The organism is Barnesiella sp. WM24, from assembly GCF_004570975.1.
GTDB lineage: Bacteria > Bacteroidota > Bacteroidia > Bacteroidales > Muribaculaceae > Muribaculum.
Window position 1 is genome coordinate 204101 of record NZ_SPPC01000002.1, and the last position, 13596, is coordinate 217696.

The 13596-nt window shown below is 49.1% G+C and carries 10 protein-coding genes; 2 read left to right on the forward strand and 8 right to left on the reverse strand.

Annotated elements, in window-relative coordinates; translation table 11 throughout:
* Window positions 1-74: 74 nt before the first annotated feature.
* The 5 genes from E4T81_RS02760 to E4T81_RS02780 all read right to left on the reverse strand — a co-directional run bounded on the left by E4T81_RS02760 (window position 75) and on the right by E4T81_RS02780 (window position 5427).
* Complete coding sequence (locus E4T81_RS02760; protein ID WP_135041158.1) at window positions 75-1577, reverse strand: murein hydrolase activator EnvC; 1503 nt, start codon at window positions 1575-1577, stop codon at window positions 75-77.
* Window positions 1578-1590: 13 nt separating this feature from the next.
* Window positions 1591-2412 carry a DUF4292 domain-containing protein gene (locus tag E4T81_RS02765; protein WP_135041159.1) on the reverse strand — a complete coding sequence of 274 codons (822 nt, stop codon included), beginning with the start codon at window positions 2410-2412 and terminating at the stop codon, window positions 1591-1593.
* 15 nt (window positions 2413-2427) lie between these two features.
* Window positions 2428-4185 (reverse strand): tetratricopeptide repeat protein, encoded by a 1758-nt coding sequence (locus E4T81_RS02770; protein WP_135041161.1) that lies wholly within the window; start codon window positions 4183-4185, stop codon window positions 2428-2430.
* 15 nt (window positions 4186-4200) lie between these two features.
* On the reverse strand, window positions 4201-4635 hold the full coding sequence (dut, locus tag E4T81_RS02775; protein ID WP_135041328.1) for a dUTP diphosphatase: 435 nt from the start codon (window positions 4633-4635) through the stop codon (window positions 4201-4203).
* Between the two features lie 195 nt (window positions 4636-4830).
* A complete protein-coding gene (locus tag E4T81_RS02780; protein ID WP_135041163.1) occupies window positions 4831-5427 on the reverse strand; it encodes an OmpH family outer membrane protein in 597 nt (198 codons plus the stop codon).
* Between the two features lie 336 nt (window positions 5428-5763).
* On the opposite strand from E4T81_RS02780, the gene E4T81_RS02785 reads away from it, so the two are divergent.
* Window positions 5764-7224 (forward strand): aminoacyl-histidine dipeptidase, encoded by a 1461-nt coding sequence (locus E4T81_RS02785; RefSeq protein ID WP_135041165.1) that lies wholly within the window; start codon window positions 5764-5766, stop codon window positions 7222-7224.
* A 91-nt stretch (window positions 7225-7315) separates the two neighbouring features.
* Window positions 7316-8050, forward strand: coding sequence for an N-acetylmuramidase family protein (locus tag E4T81_RS02790; protein WP_209308143.1), 735 nt, complete (start codon window positions 7316-7318; stop codon window positions 8048-8050).
* 15 nt (window positions 8051-8065) lie between these two features.
* On the opposite strand, the gene metH is transcribed toward E4T81_RS02790, so the two are convergent.
* From metH to E4T81_RS02805, 3 genes are read right to left on the reverse strand one after another with little or no spacing between them, the layout of a single operon-like run.
* Window positions 8066-11737 (reverse strand): methionine synthase, encoded by a 3672-nt coding sequence (metH, locus tag E4T81_RS02795; protein ID WP_245206993.1) that lies wholly within the window; start codon window positions 11735-11737, stop codon window positions 8066-8068.
* Window positions 11738-11787: 50 nt separating this feature from the next.
* The gene (locus E4T81_RS02800; protein WP_167761604.1) at window positions 11788-12237 is read right to left on the reverse strand and encodes a nucleoside deaminase; all 450 of its coding nucleotides are present in this window, start codon (window positions 12235-12237) and stop codon (window positions 11788-11790) included.
* Window positions 12234-13154 carry a ribonuclease Z gene (locus E4T81_RS02805; protein ID WP_135041169.1) on the reverse strand — a complete coding sequence of 307 codons (921 nt, stop codon included), beginning with the start codon at window positions 13152-13154 and terminating at the stop codon, window positions 12234-12236. The genes E4T81_RS02800 and E4T81_RS02805 overlap by 4 nt, the downstream gene beginning before the upstream one ends.
* Window positions 13155-13596 lie beyond the last annotated feature (442 nt).

Sequence of the window (13596 nt, forward strand, 5' to 3'; positions counted from 1 at the left end):
GTTGCCTTTATGCATTATTGTTTTGTAATCATCTATGAACCACCGCGTAGCTATATAAATTACTATGCAATGAATTATTTTACCCAGACCGAGGGGTTCAGTTTTTCCTTTTCCTTGCGAAGCTCAAAGTGGAGTATCGACCTGTTGTCGTCATCGGGGTCGGAATAGACACGTCCTATTGTCTGTCCCTGCTTCAATTTATCTCCGTTCTTAACCATTATATCGCTCAAATTAGCATAAATGGTAAGGTAATTGCCGTGACGCACCATCACGATTGTATTGAATCCCGGCTGACGGAATATGGCAGAGACTGTACCCTCATAAACCGCACGCGCATTTCCTCCCGGAGCCACCTCGATATCGATACCACCGTTGTCGGTCGTTACATGAGGGAGGTCAGGATGCTGATGACGTCCAAACGGACGGACAATCTTATATCGGCCGCTTACAGGAAACAGCAATCTGCCTTTGTTGCTTTCAAAGCTACCGGTCAGCTTACGGGAATCCTCAGCCTTGTTAAATCCTGCCGACGTGGCGCCGCTCTTTTTCTCCGACGGCGCCGGTGTCGGTTTTGCCTCGGCAACAGTCTTGTCGGGGGCTGTGGTCACAGGTTTCTTGCTGTCAACTTTCTTACCTGATTTATCATCCTTCTTTTTCTGCTGCTTTTTGTCTTTTTTCTTAGAAGCGGCAGCCGTCTCCTCCGCCTTCTTTTGTTCGGCAAGAATACGTTCCTGTTCAAGACGTTGCTCCTCAGCCTTGCGACGTTCTTCAGCAATACGCCGCTCCTCGGCTTTCCGGCGTTCCTCGGCAAGACGACGCTCTTCTTCCTCCCTGCGACGCTGCTCTTCAGCAATCAGCCTGTCAAGTTCCTGATCCAAAGCCCTCGCCTGCTCTTCCTTCTCACGCAACACCCTGCGCAGAGATGTATTCTCCTTTTTAAGTTCTTCGACAAGAATCGAGGTAGCCTGCTGCTTGCTTGCAAGCTGACTACGCGCTACACTCATCTTTTTAAGCGACTCGCCCTTCTGTTCCTGCAATCGGGCAAGCTCGCTCTTTCTCATTGTCAACGAGTCCTGAACCACCTTTATCTCACCGCTCTTGCGGTCACGCCACTTTGAAAACTCCCTCAGATAGCGCATTCTGCGATAAGCCTGAAAAAATGAATCAGACGAAAAAATAAACGCGAGTTTTGACATCGAGCCTTCCCGCGCCGCGTTAACCCTCTTCACAGAGACGGCATAACTGTCGCGCATCAAGGCAAGCTTATCATCAAGCTTGTCAATCGAGTCACTTAACGAAGAAATCTTTCCGTTAATGGCGTTGACCTGTGAGGCGAGCGTATTTATGGAACGTTCATGCTCGCTGATTTCAGCATTGAGCGCGTTAAGTTGGTTAAGCGTATGGTTAGTCTTGCGGGTATTTGCCTCAATCTGTTCGGCAGTAAGCTTTATCGCCTTTTCAGTGGCACGCTGCTCTTTCTTTATGCTGTTAAGATTGCGCTGCGGCTGCTTTGCCTCTGAGACAGGCACACACAACATTACAGCGGCAAGAAACAGAAAATAAAGATTTCGGCTCATGTCACTGACTTTTTTAGTTTATACTCTTCATAAGTTCCGATGCCTTGACACGCTTGTAGCCTTTCGGTGTCGACCACGATGACGTCACGCCCTGATTCCAGTTTGCGTCATTCCACCGCCAGGCTATAGAAGCATCAATCCTGTTGCGGGGAATCTCGGCTTTTACGGTAAGTCCATTCATCAGAACGCCCGTCTTTTTGTCAGCATAGGCATTGCCATAGTCACACTGCGCCACCGTGCCTGTCTTAGTCACAGCTACCACAAGTGAGCGCAACACGTCATCAAGCGACACGGTGAATCCATATTCAATCCCCTTGGGGTGAGTCTTCGGGACAAGAATCCAGTTAAAATCAGTCAACTCCGCGTCAAACTTGCCAAAGCTGCCGTCAAGCGATGTGTCACTACCCATAAGAAAGACACGCCCCATAAGCATATCCTGAAGATTGCCTATCGTAAAAGGCATACCGGGAAATATCTCCGCAAGACTTTCAGCCATATAGGTCTTGCCGACCTTGACCATGCCATATATGGAATCGGCATTGGCATATATCCTCCCCACCTCAAAGCCAAGCATGCGGAGGCTGATATCAACCGACTTGCCGCGCACCATCTTAGCCCTTCCCGAGATAGAGAAACTTTTGGGCGACACGATGTCGACACTAAGCGGTACCGAGACATCATTCCACGACCCGCAAGACCCGACAAGAGCATTGTATCTCTCCGGCACGGAAGCAGCCGGTAATTCAGGGACAGTCTTGGTAGCGGTATGAGACGAACGACATGACGCCAGCACGACGACACACAGCAAAATCGTTAATATACGCGGGATTCTCATTAAAATCAAAATATATTATTCATAAAAATAAGTCTTGTGGCTTACCTTCTTCTGAAGCAACTCATTTTCAGGTTCAAGCTCAAGAGCTTTCTCCCAGAAATCAAGCGCCGCCTCAGGCTCGGCATTCATGAAGTATATGTCACCTGCATGATGAAACAGCTCACACGACGGCTCCTCAGTGTTTTCAAGCGCCTTGTCTATATAGACCATAGCCTGCACATAGTCCTTTTTCTTGAACATAATCCAGGCATATGTGTCGAGCGAAGTGGCGTTGTCGGGCTGGTCCTTCAATGTCAGCGCACTCATATGCTCGGCGCGGTCAAGATCTCTCCCCTCCACGGCAAGATAATAGGCGCAGTTATTAAGCGCAAGCATGTTTTGCGGATTAGCCTCTATAGCCTTGTTGTAATAGTCAAAAGCTTCATCAGTGTCACCCTTGGCATAATGTATGTCACCGATAGTGGAATATACTGATGATAATTCTTCCTGATTGTAAGGGTCGGTAAGAGCGAGCGACCGGTCAAGCGCCCCGAGAGCCTTATCGTATTCCTTCATCTGGCTGTATACCGTGCCGAGCACAAGATTTATCATAGGGCTCTCCGGGTGATATTTAAGAGCCGTCTCGCCTGCCTTGGCGGCAGCGGCGAAGTCACGTTGCTGGATATAGAGCCCCATAAGAGTGCGCCACCTGTCCTCGACCGAAGGGTCGACATCAAGGGCATAGCTCATCTGCTCCGCAGCCCCCGCATAATCGCTTATCGCAATCAGATAGGAACAGTAAAGGTCATGGATGGCAACTTCATGAGGATGCTGCTCGATAAGAGTCGCAAACAGCTCCTGAATGCGCGGCTGCTGCGCCGGGTCCTCATACAGGGCACGTATATAGCCGGTAAGCAGTTCAAGCTTCGTGTCAAGCTCAAGGCTCTCCTGCTTCAATGCCTGAAACACCTCGCGGTCATAGCCCACGCTATCGTCAATCGACTTGTAATAATTGGCGCGTGAGTAATAGGCAAGACCGAATGTAGGGTCAATCTCACACGCTCGGTTATAGTAATATAATGCAGAGTCAGGCTCTGAAAACATCGCGTAAATGTCACCTGCAAACACACTGTTTTCAGGACTTCGGGGCGATGACTTTATAAGCTCCTGCACCTCATTGAATATAGACGCGGTGTCCTGCGATATAAAATAAGCCCTGATTTTACGAGTTGACACGGGAATATTCTTTCCTTGCGACTTTTCTATGCGTTCATATACATCTATGGATTTCGCTACGTTTGCCGAATCCTGAGAAGAGGCAAGCGCCTCGGCAAGCTTAAATGCGACCTCCGTCTTTGTCGGGAAAGCCCGGTCAAGCGAAGTCCACACTCTCAACGCCTCGTCACGCTCTCCAAGCTGGTCATTGATCGAGCCATAGACGAAGCTGCAATAAAAGTCGTCGGGCTTCTCGTCAAAATGACGCTTCATCATGGCATACCCCTTTTCAAAGGTAGCGGAGTCTTCACGTGACACCATCAGATCATAGTATCCACGGTAAAACGCCACTTCACTATTGGTCGTGTCAAGTTCATATGCCCTCCCGAGGAGTTCATAGTAGGCATCTTCATTTTCAAGGGCATGCTGCCGCATGGCTTCCATAAACACATAATCAGCCTTGCGGGAATCAGCCATAGCCCCTGCCTCACTTTTTCTTGCCGAATGACCGGCAACCGGCAGGCAAAATACAGCCAACCCGGCAAAACCGAAAAATAAGTTACGGAAGTAATGCTTCATAAGTCAACGAGATTATCAGTTTACCCCGGTGTGACCGAACCCTCCGTCACCACGCTTGGTTTCATCAAGCCTGTCGACCGGCTCCCAGTCAACACGCGTATACTCTTTTATAACCATCTGACATATACGCTCCCCGTCGTTGACGACAAACGGCGTGTCAGACAGATTTATCAATATCACCCCTATCTCCCCGCGATAATCGGCATCCACTGTGCCGGGGGTGTTGACAAGTGAAATACCATGTTTCAGGGCAAGACCGGAACGCGGTCTAATCTGACATTCATAACCGTGAGGCAACTGTATATATAGTCCGGTGGGAATCAATGCGCGCTGTAACGGAGCAAGAGTAACAGGCTCTTTAAGACATGCCCTTACATCCATTCCTGCCGAAGAGGGAGTCTCATAAGCCGGCAGTTCATGTCCTGACCTGTTGATAATCTTTACTTTGATACGTTCCATATTCTCTCTAAATAAATCGTTACGCGAAAATAGTTAAAAAGTGGCATTAAACCGCCACGTTTTTACTATTTTTAAATAAAACATGTCATCAATACCTTATGTTCAGGCTAAAAAAAGGATTCCTCACGACAATTATAGGCCGTAAGGAATCCTTTTTATGTTACAGACCGGATAGTAATATCCCGATTACTTCTCGCTGACTTTGTTATAGCGGGCATTTAGACCCTTAATCACTTCCTCGGTGATGTCAAGGTCGGGGTTGAAATATACTCCGGCAGCCTTATACAAGATAGCGTCATAATGCTTCTTGGCATTATAATCTTTGATAAATGACTCGATAGAGTCGGTAAGCTGCATCTGCTGCTGAATCATCTCCTGCTCAGCCTCGCGCTGAAGACTTGCTATATAATTTTCCGCGTCTGACTGCTTCTTGTTGAAATTGTCGACATCAGCCTTATAGCTTTCCTGTGAAAGATATCCGTTAGAATTCATTTTCTGCTGGATGGAGTTGCCGAGTTTCTGAAGTTCGGCACCACGGGTGCGCTGAGCATTGTCAATCTTGCTGAAAGAGCGTATCTGCGCTTCCTTGAAATCTTTGGCAAGATTATAGTGGGCTGCTATCGAGTCGGCATCGATATAGCGGATGTTGATAGAAGTTACTTTATCAGCGGTTGATTCTTTAGCCGGAGCGGCAGATGACGAAGCATCATTGTTAGTACAAGAAATGGCAACGAAAGCCATCATTAGCATAAGTGACTTGGCACAAAGTGCGAGCTTTTTCATTACAGTGTAAGGTATGATTATTTATTTTATTATTTTCTTTTCCCACGCAATGCAGCTATATCATGAGCATGTCCGGAGGGGAATTTACCTCCCTTCACAAAAAACACTTTCACCCCCAGAAGAAGGACCGCGAAAGCAATCAGGATTATTGACAATATCACGATTTTCACTGCCTCGTCTTGTTTTTGCAGTGCAAATATAAGAAAGGAAAATAAATTTTGGTAATATCTAAATTTTATTTTGTAACTTAGAGTGCGAAATGTATCGAATTTAACAATTTTATACATATAATCATTCTTTTTAAACTCAATTACACATAAATAAAAGCATTGAAAAATGACTATTAAAGAACTTAAACCCGAACTAATCTGGGGCATCTTTGACCGGATAACCAAAGTTCCCCGTCCTTCAAAAAAAGAGGAAAAAATCCGTCAGTTTCTTCTTGACTTTGCCAAGGAGCATAACATCTCGGTAAAGACCGACGAAGTAGGCAACGTGGTAATGAGCAAGCCGGCGACTCCGGGAAAAGAGAATGCCCCGACCGTCATACTTCAGGGCCACATGGACATGGTGTGTGAGTCCAATGACAAAAACTTTGACTTTGACAACAATCCTATCACCACGATAATCGATGGCGAATGGGTACACGCCGACGGCACCACCCTCGGAGCCGACAACGGAATAGGCATGGCAGCGTCGCTCGCCGTCATGGTCGACGATTCACTCGTACACGGTCCTGTGGAGGCTCTGTTTACTGTCGATGAAGAGACCGGAATGACCGGTGCCAACAATCTCGGCAAAGACATGATGAACGGCTCGATTCTTCTCAATCTTGACTCAGAGGATGACGGAGAGATATTCATCGGATGTGCAGGCGGCGTCGACACAACCATAACATTTGACTACAAGCGCGAAATGGCTCCCGCCGACAATCACTGGTTCAAGATTGACCTTTCCAACCTCAGCGGAGGTCATTCGGGAGGCGACATCCATGAAGGACGCGCCAATTCCAACAAGCTGCTTGCCCGATTCCTCTTCAACCTGTCGCTCAAGCATGTTGTAAAGCTCAGTGAGATAAGCGGCGGCAACCTGCGTAATGCCATCCCGCGTGCCGCCCACGCTGTGTTTGGTGTCAGCTCGGAAAGCAAGGAGAAGGTAATGGTCGCATTCAACGAGTATGTAGCTGCAGTCGAGAAGGAATATGCCCACACTGACCCCAACATGACAATCACCATCGAAAGCGTGGAAAAACCTGAATACGCAATCGACACCGACACCTCCGACCGTCTTATCAGGTCACTGTATGCATGTCCTCACGGAGTAATCTCAATGAGCCATGACCTCGAGGGTCTTGTAGAGACATCGACCAACCTCGCTGCCGTAAAGATGCAGGACAACTCCACCATACTCATCACCACCAGCCAGCGCAGCTCGGTCGAGTCACGCAAGTGGGACATCGCCCGCCAGATTGAAGCGCTGTTTGTCCTTGCTGGAGCACATGTGACCCACGGTGACGGATATCCCGGATGGGCACCCGACATGAATTCAACCATAATGAAGATAGCAAGCGACGCTTATGAAGAACTTTACAATGTCAAGCCGGCAATCAAGGCTATCCACGCCGGACTTGAATGTGGACTGTTCCTCACCAAGTATCCGCATCTTGACATGGTATCATTCGGTCCCACCTTGCGCGGTGTTCACTCTCCTTCCGAGAAGATGCACATACCGGCTGTGGAAAAATTCTGGAATCAGCTCACTTTGATTCTTAAAAAAGTAGCCGACCTTAAAAAGTAAACAGGCTAAACCACACTGATACTTATATATAGGCATGGAAAATGTCCATGCCTATATATTTTATTCAAATATCTTAATTCTGATGTCAACCATGCTGCTCTCATCAATAATCATAGCCGGATTGATAACACTATCATCGGCGCCGGTCATCCCCGACTCCACTTTGACCGACTCGCTAATCGTAGAAGAAGTCACGGCTCCTGTCGACCCTAACAATCACGGGACGATACAACGTCTTACAGAAGAAGACTTCACTCAAGCCGCTGAGCAACTTGGCATCGACGTGGCTACAATAAAAGCGGTGATAAGCATTGAGGCAGGCGCAGGACATCAAGGATTTCACGCTCCCGGAAAGCCGATTATCAATTTTGACCTGGCTATGTTCAGGCGCGCGGCGTCAAAACGGGGCATCAATCTTAACAAATACAAGAAGAGCCACAAAATAGTGTTCAACCGTGCCAACACTCAAAAATACGGTTCCTATCAGGCTGCACAACATGAAAGGCTCAGGTCGGCGATGACAATAGATTCAATAGCGGCTATCGACGGGACATTCTGGGGAATGTTCCAGATAGGAGGATTCAACTGGAAAAAATGTGGTGCAAAATCCCGAGGAGAGTTTGTCGAACGCATGAGCGACTCTGAACATGAGCAGTTGGAACTCTTTATCAACTTTATCAAGACCAACGGCATGGACAAGTATCTAAAGAAAAAAGACTGGGCGGGGTTTGCCCGCTGCTACAACGGACCGTCATATGCCCGGCGAGGCTATCACACCCGTCTTGCCAAAGCCTATAAGAAATACAAAAAGCAATCCGCCCGATAGGCGGCTGCCCCTTTGTCATCGGGGCAGAAACCGTTCAAGCGATCTTACATCGACAGACTTACGAGCCGCATAATCGGCAAGCTGATCATCACCGGGACGACCGACCGCGAAATAACGGCTCGCGGGATGGGTCAATATCAATCCCGACGTAGACGACACAGGCGCCATTGCTCCGCTTTCAGTCAACGAGACTCCAATTGAGCCGTAGTCAAGAATCCTGTCCAAATCAAATATCAGCGACTGATCGGGAAGCGAGGGATAACCGACAGCAGGGCGCACTCCTTTATGTCCACTGCACCACAGGCGCTCATGAACCACGCGATGCATCTGCTCAGTCGCAGCCTCGGCAAGCCGGTCGGCAAGGGTCTGATACAGAATCGACTTGTAATCATCACCTGAATCTTTATAGCGCGAGGCTATATCATCGACTCCACCCGCAGTGACAACAAACACGCCTATATAATCACTGAGCGAGCCGTCGTCGCCCACAGGCGCCACGTAATCGGAAAGTGAAAGACACTCTCCGTTGACACTCCCTGACTGCTGCCGCAAGGTTGAAATCACGCCACGCGAGCCTCCATGCTCATATATTATATCGCCGCCACGCGAGCCTGCTTTCAGAAGCGCCACACGCGCTTTTAATGTTACGCCGTCGCGTTCAAGACGTTCAAGCGCGTTATTAGCCTCTTTTACAAGCTGCATCGCCTCGGTGGCATCAGCAATCTTGCCTGCCGGGACTGCGGCGAGCCACTGAGCGCGGCAATGGTCACACCCGGTAATTTCAGCCACGGAAGCAAGCGAGGGGTCAAGTCGCCATGCAGCAAGGAAAGCTCGCCAGTTTATCAGACCGGCAACATCACTTACCTTAAATTCCAAATCATTAACCCCGACAGATGCAGGCGTGACAGGCGAGTAATCGAGACGCGGCGCACGTTCACACGCCTCCTTATAGGACAAAGTGTCTGCCGTAGAGCCTTCATATTCACGGCGCAGACGCTCCTGCTCCTGCCGCAACGCGTCAACTGCAGCGTCATAAGTGGCGCTGTTACCAAATTTCTGTGCGACCGACGGCAACATTGCCGCGTCGCGGGTATATATGACCGGTCCGCTATAACACGGGGCTATCTTTACCGCAGTGTGAAGCGCCGAAGTAGTAGCACCGCCGATCAGAAGCGGAATCTTCATTCCCCGGTCCTCCATGAGACGTGCGACGTGACACATTTCCTCAAGCGAAGGAGTGATAAGTCCGCTAAGACCGATAAATCCGGCACCTGACTCAACAGCCTTCTCCACAATATCCTCACCGGGCACCATTACACCCATGTCAATAACGTCATATCCGTTACAATTCAGGATGACTCCCACGATATTTTTACCGATGTCGTGTACATCACCCTTCACTGTGGCAATCACCATGCGCCCGTTTGCTGACGATTGTCCCGAGCCGCGTTTTTCTTCTTCTATATAAGGAGTAAGCCACGACACTGCGAGCTTCATAACCCGCGCACTCTTGACCACCTGAGGCAAAAACAGTTTTCCTTCACCAAAAAGATCGCCGACACGGTTCATCCCTGACATAAGCGGACCATCAATCACCGCCACAGCCGATCCGAGCGTAGCCCTCGCCTCTTCAAGAATATCGGGAAGATTGTCGGAATGTCCTTTCACAAGCATCAGCTCAAGCCGCTCGACAGCCGGCAAAGCATCATCGTGTCCGGAATCAGTCGCGCCACCTTGACCGGTCTTCATCTCTTTCATCTCGGCGGCAAGCATGACAAGGCGGTCGGTGGCATCATCGCGTCTCACAAGCAACACGTCGTCAATCGCCTCTCTCAGATTATCCGGAATCTCATCGACAGGCATCATCGCCGCCGCATTCACGATTCCCATGTCGAGTCCTTTGGCAATGGCATGATACAAGAAAAGGGCATGCATCGACTCGCGCACATAGTTATTGCCCCTGAATGAAAACGACAGATTGCTTATGCCTCCACTGACTTTTGCTCCCGGGAGGTGGGTCTTGATCCATTCAACACTGCGGATAAAGTCAAGGGCATAGTCACGATGCTCCTCAATTCCCGTTGCGACAGCAAGCACATTAGGGTCAAAAACGATGTCACATCCTTTGAACCCGGCCTTACCGACGAGCAGGTCATATGCACGTCCACACACTTCTATCCTCCGCTCAAACGTGTCGGCCTGACCGCACTCGTCAAATGCCATGACCACCACGGCAGCACCCATCTCCCGGATATAACGTGCATGTTCAAGAAATATCTCCTCACCCTCTTTCAGGCTTATCGAGTTGACGAAAGGACGACCCTGCACTCGCTTCAGTCCTGCCTTTATTGTAGGCCAATGGGAAGAGTCGATCATGAACGGCACTGTTGCCGTCTCCGGCTCAGAGCCGAGACGGCTTAAAAACGCGGTCATCTCACTCTCCGAGTCAAGCATCGCGTCATCCATATTTATATCGACAATCTGCGCACCCGACTCGACCTGTTTACGGGCTATCTCTATAGCCTCGCCATAACTATGCTCTTTGATAAGACGCAGAAACTTGCGGCTTCCGGCTACATTACACCGCTCGCCGACATTGACAAAATTGCGTTGGCGGTTTACCACAAGAGGCTCAAGACCGGCAAGCACCATTTCATCATTTGGCAAAGGGATAATCCGTGGAGCGAGTCCGGCAGAAATGGATGATATGGCTGCTATATGTTCCGGAGTCGTGCCGCAGCATCCTCCTATTATATTTACCATGCCACGCTCAAGCATCGGCCTCACTTTTGATGCCATCAACTCCGGCGTCTCGTCATACTCGCCCATCGCATTTGGCAAGCCGGCATTGGGATAGACACTGACTGCATAAGGGTAGCCCTGAAGCGCCTCAACATACTTTACCATCTCATCAGCGCCAAAAGAGCAGTTAAGCCCTATAGCAAGAGGATTGCAATGACTCACAGTGGCGACAAACGCCTCGAGAGTCTGCCCGGCAAGAGTGCGCCCCGACTCCGTGAGTGTCACCGACAAGATGACGGGCACTCTCTTCCCTACACTTTCCATCGCCCGGCGCGCGCCCCATATTGCCGCTTTTGCATTCAATGAGTCATATATTGTCTCTATCAGGAATAAATCCACTCCACCCTCAAGCAGCGACTTACACTGAAGATAAAAAGTGTCGGCAAGAAAATCCCAGTCAACCTGCGCGTTGTTGTCGTCATCAAGGTCCTGCGACATAGAAAGTGACTTGCCGGAAGGTCCTACACTGCCCGCAACCCAACACATCTCTCCGTCATGGCGGCTCATGAAACTGTCGGCAGCGTCACGTGCCACTCTCGCCGCGGCAAGGTTTATCTCAGCGACAAAATCGGAAAGACCATAATCGGCAAGCGACACGGCATTGGCATTGAACGAATCGGTCTCTATGATTCTCGCGCCAGCCTCAAGGTAGCGGAGGTGAATGTCGCGTATGACATCAGGCCGCGTAATTGTCAGCAGGTCGTTACATCCTTTAAGTCTGTGACTCCAGCCGGCAAACTTTCCGCTGCTGAAATCGTCCTCGGAAAGACCGGCTCGCTGTATCATGGTGCCCATCGCACCGTCAAGCACCACTATACCCTGATGAAGCGCATCGGCAAGACACCGTCCCGCCACATCATAATCCATATCGTCAATACATTTCATTGTCATATCGTAACTTTCCAAATACAAAATTAGCCAATACGTCGCAACAATCAACGCTTGGAGCAAAAAAACTTACGCATCAGCGAAGAACACTCTTCTTCAAGCACCCCGGACACGACTACAGCCTTGGGGTGAAACGGTGACCGCGATGTCTGGCATACATAGCCTCGCTTTACATCGGGCGCGCCAAACACCACACGCCGCAGCTGGCTCCATCCTATCGCGCCGGCACACATAAGACACGGCTCCACCGTGACATAAAGGGTGCAGTCGACGAGATACTTTCCGCCAAGCGTATTTGCCGCAGCAGTAATCGCCTGCATCTCGGCATGGGCAGTGACGTCGCCGAGTTGTTCGGTAAGGTTATGTCCCCTGCCTACAATAACGCCGCCACACACGACCACCGCACCTATCGGCACTTCATCGGCATCATAAGCAGCCTGCGCCTCGACAAGAGCCTGACGCATAAAATATATGTCATCGTTCAATTCCTTATTCATAGCAAATCGATAGCAAGTCCTTCATAAGCCGTCACAGTATTGGGAAATATCGCCTGAGCCTCACGCAAGTGCTGACGCTCATCGGCATAACGCTTTGAAAAGTGTCCGAGCACAAGCTGCGTCGCCCCTGCCGCACGGGCTATCCTTGCCGCCTCCGAAGCCGTCGAATGACCGCGCTTGCGGGCCTTATCACTATAATCGTCGGTATAAGTTGCTTCATGATATAGTGTATGGACTCCTTCTACCGAACGCGCCACTCGCTCATCATACACCGTATCGGAACAGTAAGCGTAACTTACGGCAGCATCGGCAGGCGATGTCAACACAGCGTTAGGTATCACCCTGCCCTCTTCAGTCACCCAGTCGTCGCCGCTTTTTATACGCGCATAATCCCTGACAGGCACATTATAGAACCTGACGACATCACCTTTAAGATGACGCAGCTTCTGCTTTTCCGCAAACATGAAGCCTGTACACGGCACCCTGTGATAGAGTGGAAATGTAGTGACCGTCAGCGCGTCACTCTCGAAGATTGTCGACGTAGCCTTAGGGTCGAAGATTTCATAACGGACATCAAACGGAGTCTCACGGCAAAAAAAGCCAAGAATGCGACGGAATATGTCAGCGCCGTCAGCAGTGGTGTGTATCGTCACCACTCCACCTTCCTTTCCGGTGAGGGCAAGGGTGGAGATAAGTCCCGGCAGACCGAGGCAATGGTCGCCATGAAGATGAGATATAAATATGTGTCCGAGACGGGAATATTTAAGTCTCTGACGTCTCATCGACAACTGGGCACACTCCCCGCAGTCAACCATAAAAAGGTTGTCACGGTAATCGATTACCTGACAACTCGGCAGATGACGCAATGTAGGCGTTGCCGACCCGCATCCGAGATAGTTTACTTTAAACTGCGACATAGGGCAAAGATAATAATTCTTTCCTAATATAGGGGTCTTGCACACCCGACAAAATGACAACTAAATGCGATTTTCTTGCTAATCGTGTCGGGAGATGAGCTTTTTGCCCTCCCTTATTAACAGTTTTATGGTTAAATTATGACAAAAAAGCAACCGGATATTTGTGTTATAACAATTTTAGCAGTATCTTTGAAATGTTTTTTCATAGGATTAGATTTTTAAGGTTTACAAAGGTGCAGTCATCGTGAGATGGGGGCACCTTTCATTGTTTATTTTTAGTTAAATAACAAGGCTTAACCACTTTTTATCACAAAACGGGTGTCATTATTTTTGGCATTTAACAGATTAATAATTAAATTTGTCGGCAAAATAAAAACCTGAAAAACGAAATACGTATATTTCCTATAAAATAGATTACACGATTATGAGTAAAGAAAAGAAA

What these genes read in the sequence shown, in the direction of transcription:
- E4T81_RS02765 (WP_135041159.1), bottom strand. Translation starts at nt 2,412, where the DNA reads ATGAGAATCCCGCGTATATTAACGATTTTGCTGTGTGTCGTCGTGCTG.
- metH (WP_245206993.1), bottom strand. Translation starts at nt 11,737, where the DNA reads ATGAAATGTATTGACGATATGGATTATGATGTGGCGGGACGGTGTCTT.
- E4T81_RS02760 (WP_135041158.1), bottom strand. Translation starts at nt 1,577, where the DNA reads ATGAGCCGAAATCTTTATTTTCTGTTTCTTGCCGCTGTAATGTTGTGT.
- E4T81_RS02800 (WP_167761604.1), bottom strand. Translation starts at nt 12,237, where the DNA reads ATGAATAAGGAATTGAACGATGACATATATTTTATGCGTCAGGCTCTT.
- E4T81_RS02790 (WP_209308143.1), top strand. Translation starts at nt 7,316, where the DNA reads ATGCTGCTCTCATCAATAATCATAGCCGGATTGATAACACTATCATCG.
- E4T81_RS02780 (WP_135041163.1), bottom strand. Translation starts at nt 5,427, where the DNA reads ATGAAAAAGCTCGCACTTTGTGCCAAGTCACTTATGCTAATGATGGCT.
- E4T81_RS02785 (WP_135041165.1), top strand. Translation starts at nt 5,764, where the DNA reads ATGACTATTAAAGAACTTAAACCCGAACTAATCTGGGGCATCTTTGAC.
- E4T81_RS02770 (WP_135041161.1), bottom strand. Translation starts at nt 4,185, where the DNA reads ATGAAGCATTACTTCCGTAACTTATTTTTCGGTTTTGCCGGGTTGGCT.
- E4T81_RS02805 (WP_135041169.1), bottom strand. Translation starts at nt 13,154, where the DNA reads ATGTCGCAGTTTAAAGTAAACTATCTCGGATGCGGGTCGGCAACGCCT.